Here is a 24,313-nt window from a genome sequence, read left to right as displayed (position 1 = left end):
TCGGTCCAGGCCATCGTGAACTCCTTCGAATCTTGAACAAATCCGACGGAATCACATCCTACTGAAATCACTCAACTCTTTTTCGGTCAGGCTCTCAGGAGAGCGATGACCCCGCAGAATATGCTCTGTACATTGCGCGTTTTCCGGACGGGCAATTCGTCGAATTGGCCCACACGCGGATCGAGAGCGCTGAGGAAAGTAGAGACGATCCTTCAATCGAACTCGCTTTTTGGGAAACGGTGCGCGAAAGCGATAAACCGGATATGCTCCAAGCCTATTTGGTGAAATATCCCAACGGGCAGTTCCGTGACCTCGCCAACATCATGATCGCCAACCTCGGGAGAGCGAAACCGGCGCCTTCGCTCGATTGAACAACGAGGGTCCTTCGCTTACTCGGTGCGTCGTCTCCGCGGCCGATGTCACAAAATCCCATAAGCGAAAATCTGTCGGCCGCGCTGCGATCCGGTGGAGGCTGAGCCACTGCAGGTGAATAATCAGGTGTCGAATTGTCGAACCTTTCAACTGGGTATGTGTTTCCCTTGAAAGGAGAACCGAAATGTCGATCCACAACTTTGAAATCCTCGCCAAAGACATAATCCACGAGGTCGAGGAAACACTTACAACCCTCGATCACATTGAAGAAAACGCGGTCGCCCTGAAACGGATCGCTGAAAGAGCAGCAAGGCCTGGTGATGACGCCGGTGGAGTCACTGGACACAGGATCGCGGCCGATGGTTCTTGAGGGGGACGTTGACGCCTCCTGTTGTCGTCCTAAGTGACGCCTCCAGACAAGAGGAGTGCTCTCAATGCAGCAAAGAAACGAACACGTCAGCTTCCGAATGATGTCGGAGGCCGTCCAGGCGTGGTACAGGTTCTACGAGGTGCGCCCGGACGATCGTTGCTCCAATGTCCTTTGTCAGGCAGCGATCGATCTCTACCAGGGCGGCCTTCGAACGGTCGATGACATCGCGACCACACTGATCGGCAGCTACGTTGGTGCCACAAGAGTGAATGTGCCGACATCGCTATCGGTGCACTAGGCGGCGCGCTGATGCGGAACTGCCCGCTCCGTCAAACGTGACTGGCCTCGCCTCGCCCTCCAACTGTGAGCCAATTGCCGTCGGCAATCCGGAGCCTTTGGCTTTTCGCAGCGGAACCCTTCAATGAATCGGACGTTCGTCTGATAGCCGGAGGGGCCATCGATGGATCAGGACACTTACGATTGGATCAGCAAGCGCGCCCATCAGATCTGGCAGGAGCAAGGCTGTCCGCATGGCCGCGATCGCGAACACTGGTCGCAAGCCGTCGCAGAACGGGAGGATTTCAGCGAAGGGACAGCGCCGGCCCAGTCTATCGAGGCGTCTCCTCATGTCGAGAAGGTCCTGGTTGTCGATGACGAGCCCCTGATCCGCTACGCGACCGTCGACGCGCTCGAACATGCGGGCTTCGAGGTGCTTGAGGCTGGCAATGCCGACGAGGCGTTGGTGGTCCTGCGGGCCAGCGAGGTTGACGTCGTCTTCACCGACGTCAACATGCCAGGCTCGACGGACGGGCTCGGGCTCATGACGTTCGTGCGGTCACGATTTCCAAAGACGAGAGTCATCGTCACCTCAGGTCACGTTCGGCTGGGCAACTTCGACCTCGCGGGCGGCGTCTCGTTCATTCCAAAGCCATACAAGTCGATGCGCTCGTGAACATGCTCAAGGAATTTGGCTGATGCGACACGCTATAGTCGGTGGTGATGTTCGATCTCGATGAAGGCCCTCTATCATGAACCCAGGCACATCCACCGACTCGGCTCACCGGCGGTGCATTGATTGCTTTGCGTTCTGTATTAGGTCATACAAACTGATCGACCCAGCGGCCTTGAATGCGAGCAGCGCTTTCCTCCTGTGTTGCAATCCAGGCTCAACCTGATTGACGGACACCCATGGCACTTGTGAAGACCTCCCAATTGGGAGCAAAAACGATCGCAGCGAAGTCGGCGCCGGCTGGGCCTACGGTTACAATCCCCGATAAGGCTGCAACCTCACGCCGGACCCAGGATCGCTCCCGCCTCCGTCAACAGAAAGCGGCAGAACGTATCGGGGCGGCGACCGAGGAGCTTGCGACAGGTGTCGCGGAGGCTGCAGCGGCCGCAGAACAGTTGCGTCGCGCTCTGGAACAAATCGCAAGTGGCGCCGAAGAGGCCGCAGGTGCAGCACATGAATCGCTGTCTGCCACAACCCATCTCTCTTCGAGATTTTCCGAGGCTCGAACGGAAGCTGAGGCTGCGCGGAGGCGCACGGAGGAGCTACAAAGCTCAATGTTCGAATCCACTGCACAGATCGATAATTCGATTTCGGCCATCGACGCCAATGCGTCACGGCAGATCGCATCCGTTACGGTCATCGACCGGCTGCAGTCTCAGGCTGAAAGCATCGGAGCCACCACGGTGGCGGTAGCCGATATCTCGGACCGTACCAATCTTCTGGCGCTCAATGCGGCAATCGAGGCGGCGCGGGCTGGCGACGAGGGCCGCGGATTTGCCGTCGTAGCCGACGAAGTTCGCTCGCTCGCGGAAATAGCCGAGCGCAGTTCGCGCGACGTAAGCCGGCATGCAGAAACGATCGTCGACGGCGTCCGCCGAATTGCAGAACGGATCAACTCCGCCGCCTCCACGGCTAAGGAGCAGACGGCTTCGGGCAGGACGGTCTCCGAGGAGTTGCACGCAATTCGTTCGGGTCTGACCGCTCTGTCCCAAAACAGCCAAGTGATCCTGATTGCCGCGGTTGAGGCGGAAGTTGCGGCGCGCGAGGCCCAGAAGGGTGCTGAGACCGTCGCCGCCGCCGCAGAAGAGCAGTCTGCTGCGGCGACAGAGGCACAGCGCGCCGTCCAGCAGCAAAGTACGGCACTCGAGGAAAGTCAGCAAACCGCTCAGGCGCTTGCCACTCTCGCCGACGACCTGATGAATGAAAATGGTCGAGCGTCGCGAACAGAAGAGCTGAGCTCGGCTGCGGAAGAATTGTCTGCGACCGTTCAGGAGCTTTCCGGCGCGGCCGGCGAAATCCTCATCGCGATCGAGCAGATCAGCCGGGGCGCCGAAGCGCAGGCCGCTGCCACCCAACAGGCCAATTCGGCCATGACCCAGATCGAAAAAAGTGCGGTGCAGACACAGGAAAGCGCCGAGCAAGCGAGCCTGCGCACAGGGGAAATCAAGACGTTCCTCGAAAAGAACAAGGCTGGACTTCGCAGCATTGCGGGGGGTGTATCCGGCGCTCTCGCCGAAACACGGAACGCATTGGCAGAGCTGAAGTCGCTTGGTGAGATCGGTTTCCAGATCGAGCGCACGGTAGACCGGATCGTTCTCGTTGCGGTCCAGACCAGCATGCTTGCGGTCAGCGGTTCGGTCGAGGCGGCGAGAGCTGGAGAGGCGGGCCGAGGTTTTGCGATCGTGTCGACTGACATTCGAAAGCTCGCACAGGATGCGGCCGAGAATATCGATGGCGTCAAGGACATCGTGCGGCAAATCCGTGTGAAGATCACAACGGTCGAGCGCGAACTCGAAATGATTGTTGCGGCTTCCGAGGCCGAGATTGCCAGGAGCACAGCTATTGTCGAGCGCCTTGCTGCTGCTGAAGTCGACGTCGACGCGATGGTGCGCGGCAACGCATCCATCCTGGACGCAACGCAGGCGATCCTCGTTGCGGCAAAACAGGTCCAGGCCGGAACCCAACAAATCGCTTCGGTAGCGCAAGAAGCAAGTGCTGCCTCGGAACAGGCCGCGACTGCGGCACGACAGCAGTCTCGCGGGGCAGAGGATCTGGCAGCAGCGGTCGAGGAAATCGCATCTCTGGCAGACGAACTTCAGATCTCCGGAAACTAGGACATGGCAGGGTCATCTTCAGCAGCAGACGTCGATCGGCGGCGGCTCGTATTTCGGGTCGGCGAGCATTGTCACGAGATTGAGGCAAGCTCCGTCCTGGAGGTGGTCAGGGTACCCCATATTACGCGGGTTCCGCATGGCCCCGAGGCGCTCGCGGGCATTGCCAATCTTCGCGGCAAGCCCGTCCCGGTCCTGTCGATGGGCAGAGTTCTGAACGGCGGCGATACCTCGACCCGACATGACGGCAAGATCATAATCTACGATCATGGAGGCGCCGTAGGCCTCCTCGTCGACGATGTGTTGCGGCTTTCAGCCGATGCCACGGCAACCCCACTCCAAGGGCTGAATGGTCTGCTGGATGCCGCGTTCAAGGTCGCGAGGCGTCCGCCAGTCGAACGCGCGGCTCAGGCCGGCCACGAAATCGAGCCGAAGACGAGCATTCAGCTTACCGCTTTGCTCTCGTTTCGAGTGGCGGGTCAGCTTTATGGTTTGCCACTGGATGATGTCCACGAGGTCGCCACGTTGGCCGGCGATATCGCGGTCATACCCAACGCTGCACCCGCGGTGATCGGCCTCGTTCCGATGCGCAGCAGCGTCCTGCCGCTTGTATCGCTCGCATCCCTTCTCGGCATCGACGGTGAACAATCGACGAAAGAGGGCGCCCGCATCGTTGTCGTAGAGCACGAGGGCAATATCGTCGGCCTCGTCGTTGACGAGATGGACGTCATTCATCGGCTGCCCAGCGATGCGATCGATGCGGTGCCCGCGGTACTTCAACGGGGACGTGGCGATGCACAGATCGAGGCGATCGGCCGGATAGCGCACAGCGGGCTTCTTATCTCCATTCTGTCTCCGGAAATGCTGTTCGGCCACCATGCCGTCTCGCAGGCACTCGACCGGGATACAGGAGCCAAGCTCATGGAAACGACGCATGAAAGCCAAGACACCTTCGAGCAGTTTCTGATCTTCCAGCTTGGCGACGAGAATTACGGCCTGCCGATCAGCTCTGTGGACGAAGTCGTCCGGGTTCCGAAAGAGGTCACCCGCATGCCGGGTGCGCCGGAATTTGTGATGGGCGTCATCAATCTGCGCGGCAAGGCTCTGCCGTTGATTGATCAGCGCAGCCGCTTCGATACGCCGGCATCACTGCAGACTGCCAAGGCTCGCGCAATCATTGTAACCCTTGGAAACTTGCGGGCCGGGTTCGTCGTGGACAGCGTGTCTGAAGTAAAGGCTATTTCCGCAACCGCCTTGTCGGCAGCCCCCGAATTTTCCTCCGATCAGACGGACGTCTTCGACCGCATCGCCCACATCGAAGCCGATGGTCGGATGATCCTGTTGATTGATTCCCAGGAGCTTCTGACGCGGGCAGAGCGGGATATCGTTGCGACGATAGCAGACGAAAAGACAGCGGTGGTCGATCCGTGATTCGTCTTCTCGTCGTCGACGATTCTGCCTTGATGCGGAAACTCCTGGGCCAGATTTTCAGTGCCGAAGGGGATTTCGAGATCGAGTTCGCCCGCGACGGTGCCGAGGCCCTGAAGATTATTTCGACCTTTCGCCCCGACGTGGTGACGCTCGATATCCATATGCCGTTGATGGATGGGCTCACTTGTCTTGATCGCATCATGCTCGAGCATCCTTGTCCTGTGGTGATGGTTTCGTCGCTGAGCGAGGAAGGGGCTGAAGAAACGCTCGCAGCGCTGGAGATGGGCGCGGTCGATTTCATCGCCAAACCGGGTGGCGCGATTTCACTTGGGATTGACGAACTGACCCCTCGTCTCGTCGAGAAAGTTCGCACGGCCGCGTCAGTCCGGATCAAGCGAAGCCGCCGACTTGCCGAACGCCTTCGTGTCACTCGCACAGGGCCATCGTCAAAAACCATTCCATCGCGGGCGTATCAAAAGTCTTTAGCAGCAGCGGGCATTGGAACTTCGGAGAGGCTCGGTCTTGTCCTGATTGGGACCTCGACCGGCGGGCCGCCGGCCCTGGATGCTGTCCTCTCCCATCTCCCGGCTGGCTTCGGCTGGCCGGTCGTGGTTGCACAGCATATGCCGGCCTCGTTTACCGGGCCTCTCGCACGGCGTCTCAATAGGCTATGCGCCGTAACCGTTAGCGAGGTGACGCAACAAATCAGGTTGGAGCCGGGCAACATCTACATCGCTAGAGGAGACGCAGATATCATCATCTCCTCGCGGGCCGGATCGCTGGTCGCGATGGCCGCTCCAAGCGACCCGAGCTATCGGTGGCATCCAAGCGTCGACCGGATGGTGCGCTCGGCCATGAGCCATGTGCCGGCAGCTAATCTCGTCGGCGTCCTGATGACCGGCATGGGAAATGACGGAGCAGCCGCAATGGCCGACCTCAAGGCCGCCGGCGGCCATACGATCGCGGAATCCGAGGAAACGGCCGTCGTCTGGGGCATGCCGGGAGAACTGGTGCGCCTGGGGGGCGCAAGCGAGATCAAGCGCGCAGATGAGATCGGGCTGACGCTACTTGAGCGAGCCTGCTGATGGCGATCCCTCCGATCAGATCGAATGATTATGCTGCGCCCCCGCTGTCGACAGCGGATCTCGAGGAGATCTGCGCCATCATCTACAAGCGCAGCGGCATGGTTTTCGGCGAAACCAAACGTTACTATATCGAGCGCCGTGTTTCCGACCTGATCAGCCAGCGGAAGGCGCAGTCGGCGAGAAACTATATCTCCATATTGCGTGGCGATCTGCGCGAGACCGAGCTGCTGATCAACAGCTTCACCGTCAACGAAACCTATTTCTATCGCGAGCAACATCAGCTTGCCTGTCTAAGCCATTCGATCCTGCCAGAGATCATCCGTTCCAAAGGGCCGGGCGATCGCATCCGAATCTGGTCCATGCCCTGCTCCAGCGGTGAGGAACCATATTCTATTGCCATCTGGCTCCTTGAGAACTGGCCGCTGGTCGACGCCTATAACATCGAGATTACCGGCTCGGATATCGACACTGCCATACTGAGGCAGGCGGTCGACGGGTATTTTGGGCAGCGGTCGCTCTCAAGACTTCCGCAGGACATCCTTGTCCGGTATTTCGAGGCGGAGAAGGATCAGCAGCGCCGACTGATCGGCGACTTGAGAGAATCCGTCACTTTCGCCAAGGGCAATATCGTGGATCGGCAGAGTCTCGCCGCACTTGGCCGTTTCGATGTGATATTCTGCAGGAACCTGCTCATCTATTTCGACGAGGCCGCGCGGGAAATCGCTGCGCGCAATCTCCATGAACTTCTCTATCCCGGCGGATACATTTGCCTCGGCCATACGGAATCCATGTCGCGTATTTCGGAGACCTTCGAACCCGTTCGCTTCCCCGACGCTGTCGTCTACCGAGAGGCGGGAGGCAAATGAATGGATGAATTGATCGAACAATTCGCCATCGAGGCGCGGGAGCTGGTCCAGCAGGCCTCGGAAGATCTCCTGTCGCTGGAATCAGACCCGGCGAAGCACGCAAGTCTGGAGAGCGCGTTCCGGGCGATCCATACGCTAAAAGGCTCGGTCGGACTTTTCGATTTCGGCCCGATGCAGGACATCTTGCACCGGACGGAAGACCTTTTGACCCAGGCCCGAGGTGGTAAGGTCGCCGTCGACGCGACGCTCATCGACCCTCTCTTCGCGGTGATCGAGTGGGTTGACGACTGCATAGAAGGGATTTTGCAGACGGGACGTCTGCAGGAGGCGCAGGAGAAACAGGCTCCGAGGCTTCTTCGGCTCCTCGAGGGCGAGGAAAGTGGGCCTGAAGTTGACGAACCCGCCAGCGAACCGACTGCACTTCCCGACTGGGTTCAATCCCTGCATCAGCGGAGTGCTGTGTCCGACGACGAAGGAGCGATGGTCGCCATCCGTTACGAGCCGCATCCGGAATGTTTCTTCAACGGCGACGATCCGCTGGCATTGATATCGAGCCTTTCGGACCTGCGGCATCTGGCGATTTCGATCAAAGAACCTCGACCGTCGCCTCAGGACTACGACCCTTTCCGTTGCAATCTTCTGATCGAAGCTGTCTCGGGAGGGTCGCTTGCGGAGGCGGAAGCATTGTTTCGGCTGATCCCCGATCAGGTCGAGCTTTTCCCTTTGTTTAGATCTACCTCCAGACAGATCCCCTCTGGGCCGGACGCGTCGGTGGGCCGCTCGGCGGATCGTCGGTCGACAACGATGCGGGTGGATTCCTCGCGCATCGATAAACTGGTCGAGATTGCCGGCGAGCTGATTATCGCGAAGAATAGCCTCGTTTCTCTCGCAGACGAGGCTCGAAATCAGGGCAACGCTCCGCTTGCAAAACGCATTCTATCGAGCCACCACGAGATCGAGCGGCTTGTTGCCTCCCTTTACAGCGGCGTCACCCAGGCGAGAATGATCCCGCTCGAACACGTTTTTCGCCGCTTCCCGCGGCTGGTGCGGGAAACGTCGGCAAGGCTGGGGAAGGCGCTCGATCTGATCATCGAAGGGGAAACAGTCGAAGCCGATCGGGAAATCGTCGAAAACCTGTTCGAGCCGCTGCTGCATCTCATTCGAAACGGCCTCGACCATGGTATAGAGCCGGAAGCCGACCGGTTGCGGCTATCCAAGACTGCAAGGGGCCGCATAATCTTGCGAGCTCGACAGCGCGGCGACCAGATCGAGATCGAAGTCGCTGACGATGGCCGCGGCATGGATCCGCAACGTGTCCGAGCGACAGCCGTCGATCGCGGTCTCATTTCGGGAAACCAGGCGTCGACTCTCTCCGATGTGGACATTCTTCAGTTGGTCTTCGCGCCGGGTTTTTCCACTTCGTCCTCGGTCTCCGATTTGTCCGGCCGCGGGGTCGGCCTCGATGCGGTACAGAGCTCGGTTAAGAGGCTTGGTGGGACGCTCACACTGCAAAGCGTCGTCGGCTCGGGCACGTCGTTCCTTCTGAAATTGCCGATCAGCTTCTCGATGTCACAGTTGATGGTCGTTGAAGTCGGTGACGAGCGTTATGGCATTCCCATGTCGGACGTCGTCGAGACGCACAGGCTGCTGACCGGCTCCATTCAGTCCGTTCGAGCGGGTCAGGCATTCATTCTTCGCAACCGGACGATCCCGCTGCTTTATCTCGGCAAACTGCTGCAGACGCCCTTGCGGAATTCCGATTCCAGCCATCTTACCGTCCTGATTGCGCGCGCAGGAGAAAGCGAAATCGGAGTAGCCGTTGATGCAATCGCCGAGCGCACCGAGACGCTGACGCGGCCGCTGGCCGGGCTGCTGCAGGGCGTCAGCGGGATCGCGGGAACGACGCTGTTAGGCGACGGAAAGATCCTACTTGTATTGGACATTGAGGAACTGGTGCAATGACGGTGAAGCTGGATACGCACGCCATTACCCTTTCAGGGACGTGTGGCATCGAGGAGGTCGAAGCGTTGATCGGCTATCTCGAAAGTCGCCCGGATCTTTCGGTGGATCTCAGTACTGCAACTGTCGTCCACACGGCACTTTGGCAGGCGCTGATAATGCATAGGGCAAAAATAACCACCGCGTCTTCTCCAGCCCCAGCGGTGGAAAAGATTCTGTCTGCGCTAGATAGCTCAATGATAGTCGCAAATACGGGGCGGTAACTTGCTAAGGCATACCTATCCACCTAAGGGTATCAACTAATCCGTGGCAAGCCGAGCTGCCAGGGCCATGCGGAGTAACGGAATGACGGTAACAGTCCTGGTTGTGGACGATAGCAAATTGGCACGTATCGTGGCCGGCAAGGCGATCACAGCATTGCAGCCGGATTGGACACGCATTGAAGCCGCGAGTGCTGAGGATGCCCTTGGGATCGTCGGCTCGCGGCAGGTTGACGTTGCGATCCTGGATTTCAATATGCCGGACAAGGATGGCCTTGAACTGGCGTCCGAATTGCGAGCCAGCCACCCGCATATGCCGATCGCCGTGATCACGGCAAACGTCCAGGACGAAATCATCGCCAAGGTGCGTGCGCTCAACGCCACGTTCGTTGCAAAACCGGTCACCCAAGACGCATTGAGCGGGTTCATCGCCGGAGCGGCACTTCGGCTCAAGAAGGCGGGAGCATGACCGATCAATCGCTCGGACTCGACGAACTCGAACGGGACGCTCTCACCGAACTCGTCAACATCGGCGTCAGTCGCGCGGCAGCAAGCCTGCGCAAGATGGTCCATAAGCAGGTCATCCTCTCGGTCCCTTCGGTCGAGATCGTGACGCGCAAGTCCGCGGCCACCCTGATTGGTCAGCGTGAGAGCGAAAGCCTCATTGCAGTCCAGCAACAGTTCGAAGGGCCCTTCTCGGGCCGTGCTCTGCTGATCTTTCCGGAAAGCAACGGATTGTCGCTTGTTCGCGCCATTGTCGGCGACGAGATGGGGGAAGCCGATCTTGCGGAAATGGCCGAGGAAGCACTTGCAGAGACGGGCAACGTCATACTGAACGGTTGCCTTGGCTCGATGGCGAACATGTTGCAGCATACGTTGAAAATGTCGCTGCCTCATGTCCGTCGAGGGGACAGCAATCTCCTGTTTGAAGTCCTGACCAGCGGTGGCGACGAGGGATACGTTTTATTCCTTTACATCAACTTCTCCGTGAGGGAGCATGACATCCGCGGGTACATCGCGATGATCATGGATCTGCCGTCGATGGAGAGACTTAAGCAACATATTGCAGACTTCATTGATCGCGTAATGACGGAAAGCCCTTAAGTTGATTAGTATCATTGGCGGCATCCATGGATGACGATGCCAAACCTGCGGCAGGCACATCTGACGCTCTTGAAGCGGCGCAACGCCGTTTGCACCTTACCCTTGACGCGGCCGGCGCGGTATGCGCGTGGGAATGGGATATTCCCGCCAACCGCCTGCTTGCCGACGCGAGATTCGCGGCGATAACTCGCCAGGATCCCGTTGCGCTCGCCGACGGAGTCTCGCCGGACCACTTTTTTGCGTCCATTCATCCCGATGATCTGAAGCGCGTAAAACTGGCAGTAGCCGGGATCCTCGCCGGGTCGGAAGTCTTTTCCAAAGAATACAGGCTCGTACGGAATGACGGTGGATATCGCTGGGTGCACGCGAGGGGCCGCACGATATTTGACGACAATGATGAGCCCATCAAGTTCACAGGCGTGCTCGTCGACATCACCGAGCAGAAGCGGATACACGAGCAGCTCCGGATCGCTCAATCCGCAGGCGGGATCGGGACGTTCGAACACATCGTCGGCTTCGGGACGACCACCGTCTCCGAACAGTTCTGCCACCTGTTTGGGCTGCATCCAACCAGGGTTCTACCTGTTCGGACACTCAACGACCTCATTCACCCCGCTGATGAGCCGCTGATCGATCTGACCGATCCAAACGGACTTCAGAACGAGCGCAACATTGAGTTTCGGGTAAGGCGCGCAAATGACGGCCAGGAGCGGTGGCTGGCGCGGCGTGGCGAGTATGTCGACGACATCGAATCGAACGGCCGACGTTATGTCGGCGTCATCTTTGACGTCACCGACGCAAAGCGGACGCAAGAAAGCCTGCACCAAGCCAATCAAAAGCTTTCGGAAATCGCTCGGGACAGTTTGCGCGACCGGGACCGCGTTTGGAAGAATTCGCGCGACCTTTTGGTAGTCATCGGGACGGATGGTGTGTTTCGCGACGTCAGCCCGTCGTGGCAGCAAATTCTTGGCCACTTTCCGGAGGACGTCGTCGGAAGACAAGTCCTCGACCTCGTGTGGGCCGAGGACAGAGACCAGGCTCAACCCGATCTGAAGAAGGCGATCGAAAATGTCTACGCTGAGCTCGAAGTCAGCCTGACGCATGCGGACGGCTCGCAGCGGATCGTCTCCTGGATGACGTCGCGGGAGGATGACCTCGTTTATGCCTATGGCCGCGACATTACTCTCGAGCGGCAACAAAAGGCGGTTCTTGAGCAGACGGAAGATCAATTGCGCCAGGCCCAGAAAATGGAAGCTGTTGGCCAATTGACCGGAGGTATAGCCCATGATTTCAACAACATGCTCACGGGTGTCATCGGAGCGCTATCGATTATAAGGCGAAGGATCGCTGCGAACCGGTTGGATGACCTCGACAAGTATCTGGACGCCGCCACGTCATCCGCCCATCGCGCCGCGGCGCTGACGCATAGACTTCTCGCGTTTTCTCGACGCCAGTCTCTGGAGCGTCATCCGATCGACCTGACGCAGCTCATTGCTTCTATGGAGGAGCTGTTCCGGCGGACGCTCGGCGAGCGGGTTGAGTTACTCATCAAAACCACTCCGGACACCTGGAAAGCGGTGACGGATGCCAATCAGCTCGAAAGCGCGGTGCTCAACCTCGTGATCAACGCACGCGATGCCATGCCGGACGGTGGCAAGCTGACGATCGAAACGTCCAATGTCGTCTTAGGCGAGGCGGATCTTGCCCGGGGTGAAACGTTGCGACCGGGCAGCTACGTTGTCCTGGCCGTAAGCGATACCGGCATAGGAATGTCGCAAGCAACGATTGAAAAAGCCTTTGAGCCGTTCTTCACGACAAAGCCAATCGGACAAGGGACCGGTCTTGGGCTGTCGATGATCTACGGTTTCGCGCAGCAGTCCGGGGGCCATGTCCGAATCTACAGCCAAGTTGGCCTTGGAACGACGATAAAGCTCTACCTGCCTCGGAGCGTGGAGGAAGTCGGTGCTCAAAGCACCGATGTCGGCGAGGATTTCGTTCCGCCCCGGGGTGAAGGCGAAACAGTCCTGGTTGTTGAGGACGACGATGCTGTTCGGATGCTGGTCGTGGATGTTCTCAAAGATCTCGGTTACCGGGTTTCCGAGGCGATCGATGGTACGCAAGCATTGCCCCTGATCGAGGGGAAGAGCCGTATCGATCTGCTTGTGACCGATGTCGGTCTACCCGGACTGAACGGTCGTCAGCTTGCCGAGATCGCTATCGCCGCCCGCCCCTCGCTGAAGGTTCTATTCATCACTGGATACGCCGCGACGGCGGCGTCACGAGCCGATTTCCTGGCGCCCGGAATGGAAATGATCACTAAGCCATTTGCAATTGACGATCTTGCGCAGAAGGTGAAGGAAATTCTCACGACTTCTGCCTGATATGGCAACCGAGGTGTCAAAATGTGATGCGCAGCGCAGTCGCGCGCTGAACTTGAGCTTATGAGAGCAGCGCACGCAGAAACGCAAACATCGTGTGCCTGTTAGCTTTCCGGCGTGCGATCGCCACAGAAGAAGCGTGCGAGGTATTCGCGGATGCTGCGATGAAAGCGGGACGCTTTTGTGATTGCATTCTCAGCTGGCGCGCGGCAACTGAGCTGAGGGCGCATAGACATCCCGCAGAGCGGTCAACATCCTTAGCACAGCCGGGTTGTCGCAACTGTAGTATATTGTCAGCGCATCTCGGCGTGTGTTGACCAGTCGCTTCTGGCGCAGCTTCGCGAGTTGCTGTGACAGCGCTGATTGGCTTAAACCGATTTTCGCGCTGAGCTCACCAACCGACACTTCCCTTTCGGACAGAATCTGTAGCACTTCCAGACGGCGTGGGTTGGACATCGCGTCAAGCAAACTGGCGGAGTTCGCAACATCAAACATAGTATCTATTCATCCTTGGAAAAAGCGGCGGGCACCTGATAACAGATTTCTTATATATGACAAAGAAAATATTAGTGTCCTACTAATGAGCTTGGTGTCTCAATTGGCCCGGAACGGCAGCCGTCTCCTGGCATTGGGACACTCGCCAGCGACTTGGCAACGGCTAACATCCCGCTTTGGCAGATACTGGGAAAACTACGCGCGTTCGCCGAAGCAAATGTCGCCGGCTAATGAAAACGTGTATGATATCCAGAGCATACAAGCTTGAAGTCGAATTGAATAATATGAGTTCACAAAGAACTATGCTCTCGGGATGGGACATATGACGCGAGACGAACACGCAGCGTTTGTAGCGGAGATATTCGAGGGCGACGTTCCGGAAGCTGGAATATACACGTGGGACATCCAGAAAAATCTTGTCTTCGCGGACGCGGCGCTGGCTGATCTGTTCGGGCTCGATCCGGCGGAAACAAAACGTGGGCTGCCTCTGGAAGCCTATCTTGCGCGCGTTCATCCCGACGATCGGCCTATGCTCGCCAAATCCATCAGCCAATCAATCATAGCCGAAAGTCCGCAACAGCATCCCTACCGGGTTCGCGGACGCCATGGCGCCTATACGCCGGTGACAGCGTTTGGTCGTGCCTTCCGAGATCGAGCCGATACGCCGGTGCTCTACTCTGGGATCGTCATTCCGACAGCCTCGCTGGACCGAACCGACACTCGCGCTCACTAGCTTATAAGCCCGCGCTTGACGGCTGCGATATTTTTTCGGGGTTCTTGCTCTGGGCGAACGGCCTTGGGCTCAGATTGTGCTCGGCGATGTAGCGGTTGATGGCGCCTTGGAGATCGATGATCGAGTGGAAGGAACCGCACCTGCTGCGCCGCTTCGTCAAGATGGCGAAGAAGCCCTCGATAGCATTGAGCCTCGATGTGGATGTCGGCGTAAAGTGGACAGTGAAGCGCGGACGGCGCGCCAGGAGACGATCAGGCCATCGCCGCTTCCGGGAGAAGTAGGATGACCATGACAACGCCAATCATCGCGATGAAATCAAACGCCTTCTGCTCGCCGTTCCAGATCTGCGATTGCCACATCGCGAACCACTCGCCGCCGACGGATATGAAACCCACGGCAAAGAGCAGAATTCCGAGGGTCAATCCTGCGGCTGCCAAGCTTTTCCTGCGTCCAAACTCGTCACTTCTCACGACGGCCAGGAGGCGGACGGTTCCCACCCAAAGAAGCAATGCGGTTACGGTTTCGACCGCGATGATGGAGAGGTAGCCAGCCTCCTGGAGAGTGGGGTTCGCGATCGCCCGCCAATGGAGGTTGGAGTTTGCGAAGGTCGTGTCCATCGACAAGACGTGCTGTACAAACAGCCAATTGCTGCCGTAGTCGGTGATATTGCCAAACGCGACTAGTGTGAAGAACAGCGCGATTGCCGCAATTAGCGCCACCTTGCACAGTCTGACGAGAACCATGTCTCCCCTCTCCATCTCGATTGGTCCAATCCTGTAGCGCCGAAGCTTTTCTGCCACCGGAGGGATCCATCCACGGGCGCGATCAAATATGAGTTTAGTCCAAGACATGGGCCCGACAAGCTTTCCTCTTATCGGCAGGCATACACCGTTAACTCGACCAAGGGCGGCCGGATATCCGATCGCTTTGCTGGGACGGCCGCACCGGGTCGTTGCGACCGCGTCCCCCAGGTTGATGCGCAAGACCGTGCTCACTCGACCACCTCGCCTGGCGCCGTTGGGCTTCTTGATATCGCACTTGCGCGCGCTAGATCGTGCGAACTCAGTTGATTTCGAGAACAGTCACTGACTTAAACATTTACGCCGCATCAAACGCATCTTTCGCACGAGTTTTCATGAAACAGAGCAACGTTCCAAATAACCGCGAGCGGCGGTTGGGCCTTGATCCCGTCGTCGCATTCAGTCTCGCGGGTGCTATCGTGTTTTTTATTCTCAGCGGAGCGATCGCCTATTTCAATCTCCAGAAGCTGCGGGACGACAATCAAAGGATCGTCCATTCCCATGAGGTGATCATCGCCCTCGACGACTTGCTGTCGAGCGCCCAAGACGCAGAAACCGGACAACGTGGCTTTCTGTTGACCAATGACGAGCGGTATCTCGAGCCTTATAATTCAGCTTTAACGGCGATTCCGTTGGGGCTCGACGAAATCGCCGAGCTGACGAGCGACAACCCTGCGCAACAACCCAATATCGCGACCCTCAAGGCGCACGTTGCGGCGAAAATGGCAGAACTCAAGGAAACGATCGACCTCCGGCGAACTCAAGGCCTCTCCCCTGCCCTGACCATCGTCAATTCTGACCGCGGCAAGATCGAGATGGACGCCATCAGGGCGCAGCTTGAAACGATGGGCAAGGTCGAGGCGGATCTGCGCGCACAACGGCTGGCCGAAATGAACGACGCCTACAATACGGCGCTCGTCAGCAGCATCCTGTCGGGGGTTCTCGGACTGCTTCTGACCACGGCCATCGGCGTTTTGATCCGTAGAGCAACGCTTGCTCGCCGGCGCGAGGACTGGCTGCAAGCAGGTCATGTCGGACTGAGCTCGGTGATCATTGGCGATCAACGAATCGAGCAGCTCGGCAACAGCATCCTGGAATTCTTGGCGAAATATGCAGGCGCCGTCGCGGGCGCGATCTTCGTCGGTGACGACAACGTCTATCGTCGTGCCTCGACTTATGGCGTCCCTCAAGGAGCTGACCTCCCGGAGCAGTTCAAACAGCGGGAGGGTCTGCTGGGCCAGGCGGCGGTCGAAAGCCGGCCTATTCTCATCGCCGACGTTCCCGACGGTTATCTTGCATTTGGCTCGGCACTTGGGCGGGACAAGCCAAGACATCTGGTGATCTCGCCAGGCAACGTCGACGGATCCGTCAACGCGGTAGTCGAACTCGGCTTCCTGCGCGCGGTCGATGAAAGCGTGCTGGCTCTGCTTGAGCAGGCCTCTTCTTCGATTGCCACTGCCGTTCGCTCTGCAAAATATCGCAACGATCTCCAAAATCTCCTTGAGGAAACGCAGAGACAGTCCGAAGAGCTGCAGGTTCAGGGCGAGGAATTGCGGGTCTCGAACGAAGAGCTCGAGGAACAAAGCCGGGCGCTGAAGGAATCCCAGGCCCGTCTTGAACAGCAACAGGTCGAGCTCGAACAGACGAACTCTCAGCTCGAAGAGCAGGCCCAGCAGCTAGAAGGTCAACGCGACGAGCTGGAGCGTGCCAATGCATCGATACAGCTCAAGGCGCGCGAACTTGAGCAAGCCAGCCAATACAAGTCGGATTTCCTTGCCAACATGTCACATGAGCTCAGGACGCCGTTGAATTCTTCGCTGATCCTTGCCAAACTTCTAGCGGACAACTCCGAGGAAAACCTGACGGAAGAACAGGTCAAATACGCTCAGACGATCCAATCATCCGGAAACGACCTGCTGAACCTGATCAACGATATCCTCGATCTGTCGAAGATCGAAGCGGGTCATGCCGACATTCGTCCCGAGCCGGTTGTCGTCGAGCGGCTCACCATCAACCTCCGACAGCTCTTCGATCCGATTGCGCAAAACAAGCAACTGCAATTCGACGTGGAAATCGCACCGGAATGCCCGATTGCCATCGAGACGGATCTGCAGCGTCTCGAGCAGGTCCTGAAAAATCTTCTGTCCAACGCCTTCAAGTTCACCGATCAGGGCAAGGTCAGTCTGTTCGTTCGAAGCACTGGCGACGGCCGGGTCGCGTTTTCGGTCACCGATACGGGGATCGGAATCGCCGAGGAGCAGCAGCGGACCATTTTCGAGGCATTCCATCAGGCGGACGGCACGATCAGCCGAAGGTTCGGCGGCACGGGCCTTGGCCTGTCGATTTCCAAGGAACTCGTCCGCCTGCTCGGCGGCTCCATCCACCTTACAAGCCGCCAGGGGCAAGGCAGCACGTTCACGATCACGCTGCCGGAAGCCTATGACCCCGCGACCGTCGCGCCCCGCGAGGTCCGCAATACGGTTGCGACCGCTGCTCCCGCGGTGCCGCAGGTGGCATCGGAGCAAGTACCCTTCGCGCGGCGCAGCTTCGTCGACGACGACCGTGCGACATCTTCCGACAACAAGCGGATCCTGCTTGTCATTGAAGACGACGATACGTTTGCGGCGATCCTGCGCGATCTCGCGCGCGAAATGGGTTTCCGGGCACTGGTGGCAGGCACTGCCCAGGATGCGCTGGCGCTGGCCAAACAGTTCCTGCCGAGCGCGATCGTCCTGGATGTCGGCCTTCCCGACCAGTCGGGGCTTTCAGTGCTCGACAGACTGAAACGCGACGTCCGCACACGACATATCCCGATCCACATCGTGTCAGCCACCGACTACTCGGAAACGGCCCTTTCACTTGGCGCCGTCGGCTACATGCTAAAGCCCGTTCAACGCGAACAACTGGTCGACATCCTTCAAAAACTCGAAGCCAAGCTTTCGCAGCGCGTCCACCGGGTACTGATCGTCGAGGATAACGAGATCCAGCGCGAGGCGGTCACGAAACTCTTGTCGTCGCATGACGTCGAAACCGTCAGCACCGGAACTGCTGCGGAATGTCTCGAGCTGTTGAAAGCCCAGACCTTCGATTGCATGGTCCTCGACCTGTCCCTTCCAGATGCGTCAGGCTATTGGCTGTTGGAGACGATCAGTCAGGATAGCGAGCACCCGTTCCCACCTGTCATCGTCTACACTGGTCGGGTGCTGTCGGCCAACGACGAACAGCGGCTGCGCCGCTATTCGAAATCGATCATCATAAAGGGGGCGAAGTCTCCGGAGCGTCTTCTCGACGAGGTTACTCTCTTCTTGCATCAGGTGGTTTCCGACCTGCCGGACGAACAACAGAGGATGATTCGCAAGGCCCAGAACCGGGACGCGCTGCTCGAGGGCCGCCGAATCCTCGTGGTCGAAGACGACGTCAGGAACGTCTACGCGTTGACCAACATCCTGGAACCGCGCGGGGCCATCATCGAGATCGCCCGCAATGGTCAGGAGGCTCTGGACCGCCTTGCGCAAGCATCTCAGCAAGGCTCTGCAATCGATCTCGTTCTCATGGACGTCATGATGCCTGTGTTGGACGGACTGACCGCAACACGCGAGATTCGTAAAAACCCCGATTGGAAAAAACTGCCGGTCATCACGCTGACGGCGAAGGCGATGCCGGACGATCAGCAGCGATGCATCGAGGCAGGTGCCAACGACTATATGGCCAAACCGCTGGACGTCGAAAAACTCCTATCCCTCGTGCGTGTGTGGATGCCCCGGTGACAGAAACACATCCGCTTGAAAAGATCGAAGACATCGAGATACCGCTGCTGCTGGAGGCGCTGTATTTGCGCTATCACTACGATTTCCGCAACTACGCCATGGCCTCGATCAAGCGACGCCTGCGGCAGGCGCGCGAGCAGATGGGGTTCGCGACGATCTCAGCGCTGCAAGAAGGCGTCCTGCACGATCCTGCCATGCTACCCCGGTTGCTCGGTTACCTGACCGTGCAGGTGAGCGAGATGTTCCGCGATCCGGGATATTTTCGAGCCATCCGTGAGAAAGTGGTGCCGCACCTTCGCACCTATCCTTCGCTGAAGGTCTGGGTCGCAGGCTGCAGCGGCGGCGAGGAATTGTATTCTCTGACGATCCTGTTCCGAGAGGAAGGCCTTGAGCAGCGCACTCTGTTTTATGCGACCGACATCAATCACGACGCCCTCCAGACTGCCCAAGCGGGAATCTACGAGCTGGACCGCATCCGGCTCTTTACGGAGAACCATCGAAAATCCGGCGGAAAATCTTCGCTATCGGATTACTATCGCGCCGCATACGGTAGGGCGTCGTTCGACAAGACGTTGCGCGATCAGGTAGTGTTCTCCGACCACAGTCTGGTCACCGACGCCGTTTTCGGCGAGATGAACCTGATCTCCTGTCGGAATGTTCTGATTTACTTCGACCGCCGGCTACAAGATCGCGCACTGGGATTGTTTAAGGACTCGTTGACAAGGAAAGGTTTTCTGGGCCTCGGTGCCAAGGAAAGCCTGCGATTTTCCGATCATGCCGGATCGTTCAAGGACTTCGTGCGTGAGGAAAAAATCTACCAGAGGTGGGACCATTGACCGAAACCCGCCCTCGAGCCGTGGTGATAGGGGCCTCCGCGGGCGCGCTTGAAGCCCTGTCGGCAATTCTTCCCCCCTTGCCCGCTGATTTTGACATACCGGTGATCGTCGTGGTTCATATCCCCCCGGACAGGCCGAGTGTTCTGGCGGAGCTCTTTCAGGCGAAATGCCACCTCCGCGTTTTGGAAGCCGAAGACAAGGAACCTATCTATGGCGGCACGGCCTATTTCGCGCCGCCGGACTATCATCTGCTGGTCGAAGCGAATGGGACACTGTCGCTGTCGAGCGACGAGCCCGTCCTGTTTTCACGTCCGTCGATCGATGTTCTGTTTGAAAGCGCAGCGGATGCCTATAGTGACGGCCTGGTCGCGATCGTCCTGACAGGCGCCAATGAGGATGGTGCAAGGGGAACGAACGCAGTCATCAAGGCCGGGGGTACTGCAATCGTCCAAAGTCCAGATGGCGCGTTTGCATCCGCGATGCCGGAAGCGGCCATCGCGATGTGTCCTTCGGCAAGGATTATGTCGTTAGACGCGATCGCCGAATATCTGCAAAAGGTTTAAAGTAATCATGGGCCCCGTTTCTTTTCTGTTGGTCGACGATCTGGAGGAAAACCTCCTGTCCCTCGAAGCGTTGCTGCGGCGCGACGGCCTGGTTCTGTTGAAGGCCCGGTCAGGTGACCAGGCGCTTGAACTTCTCCTCCAGCACGACGTGGCACTGGCGCTCGTCGATGTTCAGATGCCAGGCCTTAACGGCTTCGAACTGGCTGAGCTGATGCGCGGCAATGAACGTACGCGCCGGGTTCCGATCATCTTCGTCACCGCCGGTACGACCGACAATCAACGCCGGTTCAGAGGGTATGAGGCAGGTGCGGTGGATTTCATCCAGAAGCCGATCGAGCCGGACATCCTGCGCAGCAAGGCGGATGTGTTCTACGAGCTCTACCGGCAGCGACAGCAGATCGCCGCCCAACGGGACGAATTGGAGGTGCATGCACAAGCGCTGAAGCAAGCCGATCGCCGCAAGGACGATTTTTTGGCAACGCTTGGGCATGAATTGCGCAATCCGCTGGCACCGCTGCGCAATGGCCTCGATATTCTGCGGCGGAATCCCGACGGACGAAATGCCGCCGAAATCCGCGACATGATGGATCGGCAACTGGTCCATCTGGTGCGATTGATCGACGACCTGTTGGACGTGTCGCGAGTCAGCCAGGGCAAGATCGAGCTACGAAAGGATCGAATCAAGGTCGAAGATGTTGTCGAGGCTGCGATCGAGGCGTCTCGACCCCTCATTGATTCGGCTGGACATTCCCTTAAAACGGATATTCCGCCCGAGCCGCTTTGGGTTGATGCAGACCATACTCGCATGGCGCAAGTTATCGGCAACCTGTTGAACAATGCTGCCAAATACACTCCCAGTGGCGGCCAGATCTTGATTTCGGCGCGAAAAGTCGATGGCGATGTTGTCATCGATGTGAGGGACAACGGGATCGGCATTCCCGGCGAAATGCAATCGAAGATCTTTCAGATGTTTGCTCAGGTTGACGACCACCTGGAGCGAGCGCAGGGCGGTCTTGGCATCGGTTTGGCCTTGGTCAAGCAACTCATGACCCTGCATGGCGGTGTTGTTACCGCAACAAGCGCTGGCGTCGGCCAAGGCAGCGAGTTCAGCCTTCGGTTGCCGCTTGCCTCCCCGATCGAGCAGGAGCATACCGTTCTGGTGGCGGAAGGCCAAAACCCATCGCCTCCCCCGATGAAGGTGCTCATTGTCGATGATAATATCCTGGTGGCCCACACACTCGGAATGATGTTGGAGGAGATGGGCCACGCATTTGACATGGTCCACGACGGACGCGACGCATTACCCGCGGCGAGAGCATTCCGGCCCGATGTCGTCCTTTTGGATATTGGCCTGCCCGGCATGGATGGGTATGAGGTTTGCAAAGCGTTTCGCCAGGAGGAAGATTTTCGAACCCTTCCAATCATCGCCCAAACGGGCTGGGGTCAGACGAAGGATAAGACGCAAGCTTCAGACGCTGGCTTCACCCGTCACCTCACCAAGCCAGTCGGTCTGGATGATCTGGAAAAAGCTCTCGCGAGCCTCGCTCACTGACCAACACGGTTCGAGATAGCTCAGGCGATATCGCGCGTGTTGCCATGGTCCTTGGCTGGGGCCGTGTCCAGGTGCGCTTCATAGAGGGGCGGGAGGAGCCCTATTGGCGGCATGAGGTGATCTTCGTATCACTCGCTCGTCCTCGGAAGGAACGCACAGAGGAACTGCCGTGCCGTGCCGTGGAGAACCGACCGCATGGGTGGGAGCGTATCGACTCATGCCCGAGCTCGTTTCGCAGGGTAGATAGACTCTCCTCTTCAAGGATCGATCAGAATGAATCCCAGATTGCTCAAGACCTTTCAGTCTGTTGCTCGCCACCGCAATATAACTCGTTGTGCAGCCGAACTGCACCTTTCTCAGTCGGCGGTGAGTGATCAGGTTCAGGCGCTTGAGGCCGACCTGGGAGCCAAGCTGTTCCTTCGGTCCAGAGGAGGGTTGGAGCTGACGCCCGCGGGCGAGGTCCTCATCACCTATGCCGAGGAAATCCTATCGTTGTCGCAGGAAGCTCGAGCAGCTGTTGCATCTGTCGCCGGCTCGGCCGGGCGCGGGCTGACGATTGGGGCCCTCGAAACGATCGCACGTTCAAAACTCCCTGAATGGCTAACCTTTTTCCGGGGAAGACACTCGGACGTCGCAATCCGCCTGAAGGTCGCTGGCAGTGGCGATCTCATACAGCAACTCGACACCGGCGGGATCGACGTCGCCTTCTGCTTCGATCAAGGTCGCGTCGATAGCCGCCTGGCGACAAGGCTGGTTGTCAAAGAGCCTTTGGTCTTGATCACCCCGGTGGCCGGACGATCTGCGCTTCAAAACCCAACGTTGGCTGAGCTTGGGTCGGCCTCCTTTGTGGCGACAGAAGTCGGATGTGTCTATCGCGCGTTGTTCGAGCAGGCATTCGTTGACGCCGGAATCAGTTCACCAAAGCCTGCCATAGAAGCCGGCAGCATCGAAGCCATCGCAAAATTGGTCGGAACGGGCGCCGGCATCAGCCTGGCACCGCGGCTCGCCGTCGCTGACGCGCTTCGCCGCGGCGAGCTCAGCGAGATGCCGTGGCCAGGCGCCGCTCAAACTGCCTCGCTTGTGATGGTATGGCGGCGTAGGCGTGTTCTCCCACCAGCGCTGAAGTTGCTGCTGTCAGCTCCTGCGGACATGTTTGGTCGGTAGCTAGATCAACCGATGTCCACCTTCCACATGTAATACTGTGCCTGATGTGAATGTGTTGCCCATGAGAAAGGAAATCGCGTGGGCAATATCTTCCGGTTTACCGACTCGTCCCACTGGAAGGCGCTCGGCCATCGCCTTCAGTGTCGCGTCCTTCCTGTCTCCGGCGACAAATTCCCATATCGCAGTGTCTACCCAACCAGGTGAAACAGCATTAACCCGGATCGGCGCCAGTTCAACGGCAAGCGCGCGCACCAAGCCTTCGAGAGCAGCGTTGACGGAGGCAACGACCGATCCCCGTGCAGACGGACGGTACGCCGCGATTCCTGACGTGTAGGTTATGGAGCCTGAAGGCGCTAGGACCGGCGCTCCATGTTTCGCAAGTAGAAGCGGTCCGTAGAACTTGCTTGCCACCACCCTTTCCGCCGCGGCAAGATCGAGTGCCGGCAAAAGTTCGTAGGCACCCTCAATATCGGCAGCCGTGCTGACGATGTGGTCCAAGGGACCGGTCTCTTGGAAGAGATGGGCGACCTCCCGCTCCTGTGTGATATCTGCGACAACAGTGCGAAGGGCTGTTGGGTTTTGGAGGCTCTCCGCGGCTGATTTCAGTTTCTGCTCGTTGCGCCCGACCACCGTGACAGTCGCACCGGCCGCGAGGCAGGATTTTGCCAGCGCAAGCCCCATCCCCGAGTTCCCTCCGACGATTAGAATTTTCTGATTTCCAGTTTCCATGTTTGCCATCCTTCATCCGTTTTGCTGGGCGACTTCACTTGCCACTTGCGCCAATGAATGGAAAACGGACAGAATCGATAATGCAATCGGAGATTCCGATAGTCGCACAGTGCTGCGTTTGGTGAGGGCCGGCATTCAGGCTATCAAGCCTCACGCTCTGTGAGCTTGCGGGTGGCCGGACTGGGATCTATGAGTGTCGCCGTTCGACGGCGACAAGACAGCTCACCGCGATGCGAGATGCAACCTCAGGATCGCGTTCAATGAGCCTCACAGACGATTGCTACGGCCTGGGGACAATTCTCCCGCCTTGATAATTGCCACTTCGCTCAGTCGAGGCTGGCTGGCGAAGAGAACGGCCGATTGGCGTCCACCACGAAGATGGCCAGCTCATCGAGATCGATTGTGCCGGCGTTGAACACCTCCATCGGCGTGTCAGGCCCGTGTCCGGTCATGGTCATGCCGGCTTCAGTATAGGTCACGCCGTGGGGCGTTTTCTGACCAAGCTTGCCGGCCAGCACATAGAATCCCTCGGACCCAGGATGCGTATGGATTGCGGTCTTGGTGCCGGGCGCTCCACCGGCGCGGTTGACACGCAGCAAATACTCACTCGCGCTGATCGGCGGAAGGGGGCCGATGATCGTGTCCATTGGAGTGGTGTAGCTGACGGCTGATTGCCGTGCTTTCCGACGTCGGGTCGGAGGGGATGTCAGCGTGCCACAGCGGGCAGAC

21 protein-coding genes and 2 pseudogenes are annotated in these 24,313 nt (G+C 58.4%); 18 read left to right on the top strand and 5 right to left on the bottom strand.

The window, feature by feature from the left end; genetic code table 11:
- Positions 1 to 556 precede the first annotated feature (556 nt).
- The 12 genes from EV561_RS34590 to EV561_RS34535 all read left to right on the top strand — a co-directional run bounded on the left by EV561_RS34590 (position 557) and on the right by EV561_RS34535 (position 12,948).
- Entirely contained in the window at positions 557 to 742 is a 186-nt protein-coding gene (locus EV561_RS34590) for a hypothetical protein (protein ID WP_132528398.1), read from the top strand.
- A 64-nt stretch (positions 743 to 806) separates the two neighbouring features.
- The gene (locus EV561_RS34585; RefSeq protein ID WP_132528397.1) at positions 807 to 1,040 is read left to right on the top strand and encodes a hypothetical protein; all 234 of its coding nucleotides are present in this window, start codon (positions 807 to 809) and stop codon (positions 1,038 to 1,040) included.
- Between the two features lie 162 nt (positions 1,041 to 1,202).
- Positions 1,203 to 1,694: a response regulator gene (locus EV561_RS34580; protein WP_132528396.1), complete on the top strand. Its 492-nt coding sequence runs from the start codon at positions 1,203 to 1,205 to the stop codon at positions 1,692 to 1,694.
- A 611-nt stretch (positions 1,695 to 2,305) separates the two neighbouring features.
- Complete coding sequence (locus EV561_RS34575) at positions 2,306 to 3,865, top strand: methyl-accepting chemotaxis protein (protein ID WP_245513217.1); 1,560 nt, start codon at positions 2,306 to 2,308, stop codon at positions 3,863 to 3,865.
- 3 nt (positions 3,866 to 3,868) lie between these two features.
- Positions 3,869 to 5,293: a chemotaxis protein CheW gene (locus EV561_RS34570; RefSeq protein WP_132528394.1), complete on the top strand. Its 1,425-nt coding sequence runs from the start codon at positions 3,869 to 3,871 to the stop codon at positions 5,291 to 5,293.
- Positions 5,290 to 6,378, top strand: a complete 1,089-nt coding sequence (gene cheB, locus EV561_RS34565) for a chemotaxis-specific protein-glutamate methyltransferase CheB (protein ID WP_132528393.1) — start codon at positions 5,290 to 5,292, stop codon at positions 6,376 to 6,378. The genes EV561_RS34570 and cheB overlap by 4 nt, the downstream gene beginning before the upstream one ends.
- Positions 6,378 to 7,244, top strand: coding sequence for a protein-glutamate O-methyltransferase CheR (locus EV561_RS34560; protein WP_132528392.1), 867 nt, complete (start codon positions 6,378 to 6,380; stop codon positions 7,242 to 7,244). Before cheB ends, EV561_RS34560 begins: the two co-directional genes overlap by 1 nt.
- Positions 7,245 to 9,206, top strand: a complete 1,962-nt coding sequence (locus EV561_RS34555) for a chemotaxis protein CheA (RefSeq protein ID WP_132528391.1) — start codon at positions 7,245 to 7,247, stop codon at positions 9,204 to 9,206.
- Positions 9,203 to 9,466: a hypothetical protein gene (locus EV561_RS34550; protein ID WP_132528390.1), complete on the top strand. Its 264-nt coding sequence runs from the start codon at positions 9,203 to 9,205 to the stop codon at positions 9,464 to 9,466. The genes EV561_RS34555 and EV561_RS34550 overlap by 4 nt, the downstream gene beginning before the upstream one ends.
- Before the next feature lie 82 nt (positions 9,467 to 9,548).
- On the top strand, positions 9,549 to 9,932 hold the full coding sequence (locus tag EV561_RS34545; protein WP_132528389.1) for a response regulator: 384 nt from the start codon (positions 9,549 to 9,551) through the stop codon (positions 9,930 to 9,932).
- On the top strand, positions 9,929 to 10,567 hold the full coding sequence (locus EV561_RS34540) for a chemotaxis protein CheX (RefSeq protein ID WP_132528388.1): 639 nt from the start codon (positions 9,929 to 9,931) through the stop codon (positions 10,565 to 10,567). Before EV561_RS34545 ends, EV561_RS34540 begins: the two co-directional genes overlap by 4 nt.
- Positions 10,568 to 10,593: 26 nt before the next feature.
- Complete coding sequence (locus EV561_RS34535) at positions 10,594 to 12,948, top strand: hybrid sensor histidine kinase/response regulator (protein ID WP_132528387.1); 2,355 nt, start codon at positions 10,594 to 10,596, stop codon at positions 12,946 to 12,948.
- Between the two features lie 192 nt (positions 12,949 to 13,140).
- On the opposite strand, the gene EV561_RS34530 is transcribed toward EV561_RS34535, so the two are convergent.
- Positions 13,141 to 13,440, bottom strand: coding sequence for a metalloregulator ArsR/SmtB family transcription factor (locus tag EV561_RS34530; RefSeq protein WP_132528386.1), 300 nt, complete (start codon positions 13,438 to 13,440; stop codon positions 13,141 to 13,143).
- A 322-nt stretch (positions 13,441 to 13,762) separates the two neighbouring features.
- Between EV561_RS34530 and EV561_RS34525 the strand changes: the two genes are divergently transcribed.
- Positions 13,763 to 14,173: a PAS domain-containing protein gene (locus EV561_RS34525; protein ID WP_132528385.1), complete on the top strand. Its 411-nt coding sequence runs from the start codon at positions 13,763 to 13,765 to the stop codon at positions 14,171 to 14,173.
- Between the two features lies 1 nt (position 14,174).
- Here the strand turns inward: EV561_RS34525 and EV561_RS38245 are convergent.
- Both EV561_RS38245 and EV561_RS34520 read right to left on the bottom strand, forming a co-directional pair.
- Positions 14,175 to 14,402 (bottom strand): annotated as a pseudogene (locus EV561_RS38245) (IS630 family transposase); the annotation flags it as partial.
- Positions 14,403 to 14,424: 22 nt separating this feature from the next.
- Positions 14,425 to 14,916: a DUF2165 domain-containing protein gene (locus EV561_RS34520; protein WP_132528384.1), complete on the bottom strand. Its 492-nt coding sequence runs from the start codon at positions 14,914 to 14,916 to the stop codon at positions 14,425 to 14,427.
- A 392-nt stretch (positions 14,917 to 15,308) separates the two neighbouring features.
- Here EV561_RS34520 and EV561_RS34515 point away from each other — a divergent pair, with 392 nt between their 5' ends.
- The 5 genes from EV561_RS34515 (at position 15,309) to EV561_RS34495 (ending at position 22,855) form a co-directional block, all read left to right on the top strand.
- Positions 15,309 to 18,740: a response regulator gene (locus EV561_RS34515; RefSeq protein ID WP_132528383.1), complete on the top strand. Its 3,432-nt coding sequence runs from the start codon at positions 15,309 to 15,311 to the stop codon at positions 18,738 to 18,740.
- A complete protein-coding gene (locus EV561_RS34510) occupies positions 18,725 to 19,576 on the top strand; it encodes a CheR family methyltransferase (protein ID WP_245513216.1) in 852 nt (283 codons plus the stop codon). Before EV561_RS34515 ends, EV561_RS34510 begins: the two co-directional genes overlap by 16 nt.
- A complete protein-coding gene (locus EV561_RS34505; RefSeq protein WP_132528382.1) occupies positions 19,573 to 20,139 on the top strand; it encodes a chemotaxis protein CheB in 567 nt (188 codons plus the stop codon). The genes EV561_RS34510 and EV561_RS34505 overlap by 4 nt, the downstream gene beginning before the upstream one ends.
- A 28-nt stretch (positions 20,140 to 20,167) precedes the next feature.
- Entirely contained in the window at positions 20,168 to 21,691 is a 1,524-nt protein-coding gene (locus EV561_RS34500; protein ID WP_245513214.1) for a response regulator, read from the top strand.
- 285 nt (positions 21,692 to 21,976) lie between these two features.
- Positions 21,977 to 22,855 (top strand): LysR family transcriptional regulator, encoded by an 879-nt coding sequence (locus tag EV561_RS34495; RefSeq protein WP_245513208.1) that lies wholly within the window; start codon positions 21,977 to 21,979, stop codon positions 22,853 to 22,855.
- Here the strand turns inward: EV561_RS34495 and EV561_RS34490 are convergent, their stop codons facing one another.
- Positions 22,856 to 23,584 (bottom strand): SDR family oxidoreductase, encoded by a 729-nt coding sequence (locus EV561_RS34490; protein WP_207910653.1) that lies wholly within the window; start codon positions 23,582 to 23,584, stop codon positions 22,856 to 22,858.
- Positions 23,585 to 23,910: 326 nt separating this feature from the next.
- Positions 23,911 to 24,313: pseudogene (locus EV561_RS34485) on the bottom strand (cupin domain-containing protein); the annotation flags it as partial.

The organism is Rhizobium sp. BK376 (genome assembly GCF_004341625.1).
Taxonomy (GTDB): Bacteria; Pseudomonadota; Alphaproteobacteria; order Rhizobiales; family Rhizobiaceae; genus Rhizobium.
The sequence above is the reverse complement of the archived record's forward strand: the minus strand, read 5'-3'. Positions and strand labels throughout refer to the sequence as shown.

What these genes read in the sequence shown, in the direction of transcription:
- EV561_RS34590 (WP_132528398.1), top strand. Translation starts at nt 557, where the DNA reads ATGTCGATCCACAACTTTGAAATCCTCGCCAAAGACATAATCCACGAG.
- EV561_RS34490 (WP_207910653.1), bottom strand. Translation starts at nt 23,584, where the DNA reads ATGGAAACTGGAAATCAGAAAATTCTAATCGTCGGAGGGAACTCGGGG.
- EV561_RS34540 (WP_132528388.1), top strand. Translation starts at nt 9,929, where the DNA reads ATGACCGATCAATCGCTCGGACTCGACGAACTCGAACGGGACGCTCTC.
- EV561_RS34585 (WP_132528397.1), top strand. Translation starts at nt 807, where the DNA reads ATGCAGCAAAGAAACGAACACGTCAGCTTCCGAATGATGTCGGAGGCC.
- EV561_RS34570 (WP_132528394.1), top strand. Translation starts at nt 3,869, where the DNA reads ATGGCAGGGTCATCTTCAGCAGCAGACGTCGATCGGCGGCGGCTCGTA.
- EV561_RS34580 (WP_132528396.1), top strand. Translation starts at nt 1,203, where the DNA reads ATGGATCAGGACACTTACGATTGGATCAGCAAGCGCGCCCATCAGATC.
- EV561_RS34555 (WP_132528391.1), top strand. Translation starts at nt 7,245, where the DNA reads ATGGATGAATTGATCGAACAATTCGCCATCGAGGCGCGGGAGCTGGTC.
- EV561_RS34535 (WP_132528387.1), top strand. Translation starts at nt 10,594, where the DNA reads ATGGATGACGATGCCAAACCTGCGGCAGGCACATCTGACGCTCTTGAA.
- EV561_RS34545 (WP_132528389.1), top strand. Translation starts at nt 9,549, where the DNA reads ATGACGGTAACAGTCCTGGTTGTGGACGATAGCAAATTGGCACGTATC.
- EV561_RS34575 (WP_245513217.1), top strand. Translation starts at nt 2,306, where the DNA reads ATGTTCGAATCCACTGCACAGATCGATAATTCGATTTCGGCCATCGAC.
- EV561_RS34525 (WP_132528385.1), top strand. Translation starts at nt 13,763, where the DNA reads ATGACGCGAGACGAACACGCAGCGTTTGTAGCGGAGATATTCGAGGGC.
- EV561_RS34530 (WP_132528386.1), bottom strand. Translation starts at nt 13,440, where the DNA reads ATGTTTGATGTTGCGAACTCCGCCAGTTTGCTTGACGCGATGTCCAAC.
- EV561_RS34550 (WP_132528390.1), top strand. Translation starts at nt 9,203, where the DNA reads ATGACGGTGAAGCTGGATACGCACGCCATTACCCTTTCAGGGACGTGT.
- EV561_RS34560 (WP_132528392.1), top strand. Translation starts at nt 6,378, where the DNA reads ATGGCGATCCCTCCGATCAGATCGAATGATTATGCTGCGCCCCCGCTG.
- EV561_RS34520 (WP_132528384.1), bottom strand. Translation starts at nt 14,916, where the DNA reads ATGGTTCTCGTCAGACTGTGCAAGGTGGCGCTAATTGCGGCAATCGCG.
- EV561_RS34515 (WP_132528383.1), top strand. Translation starts at nt 15,309, where the DNA reads ATGAAACAGAGCAACGTTCCAAATAACCGCGAGCGGCGGTTGGGCCTT.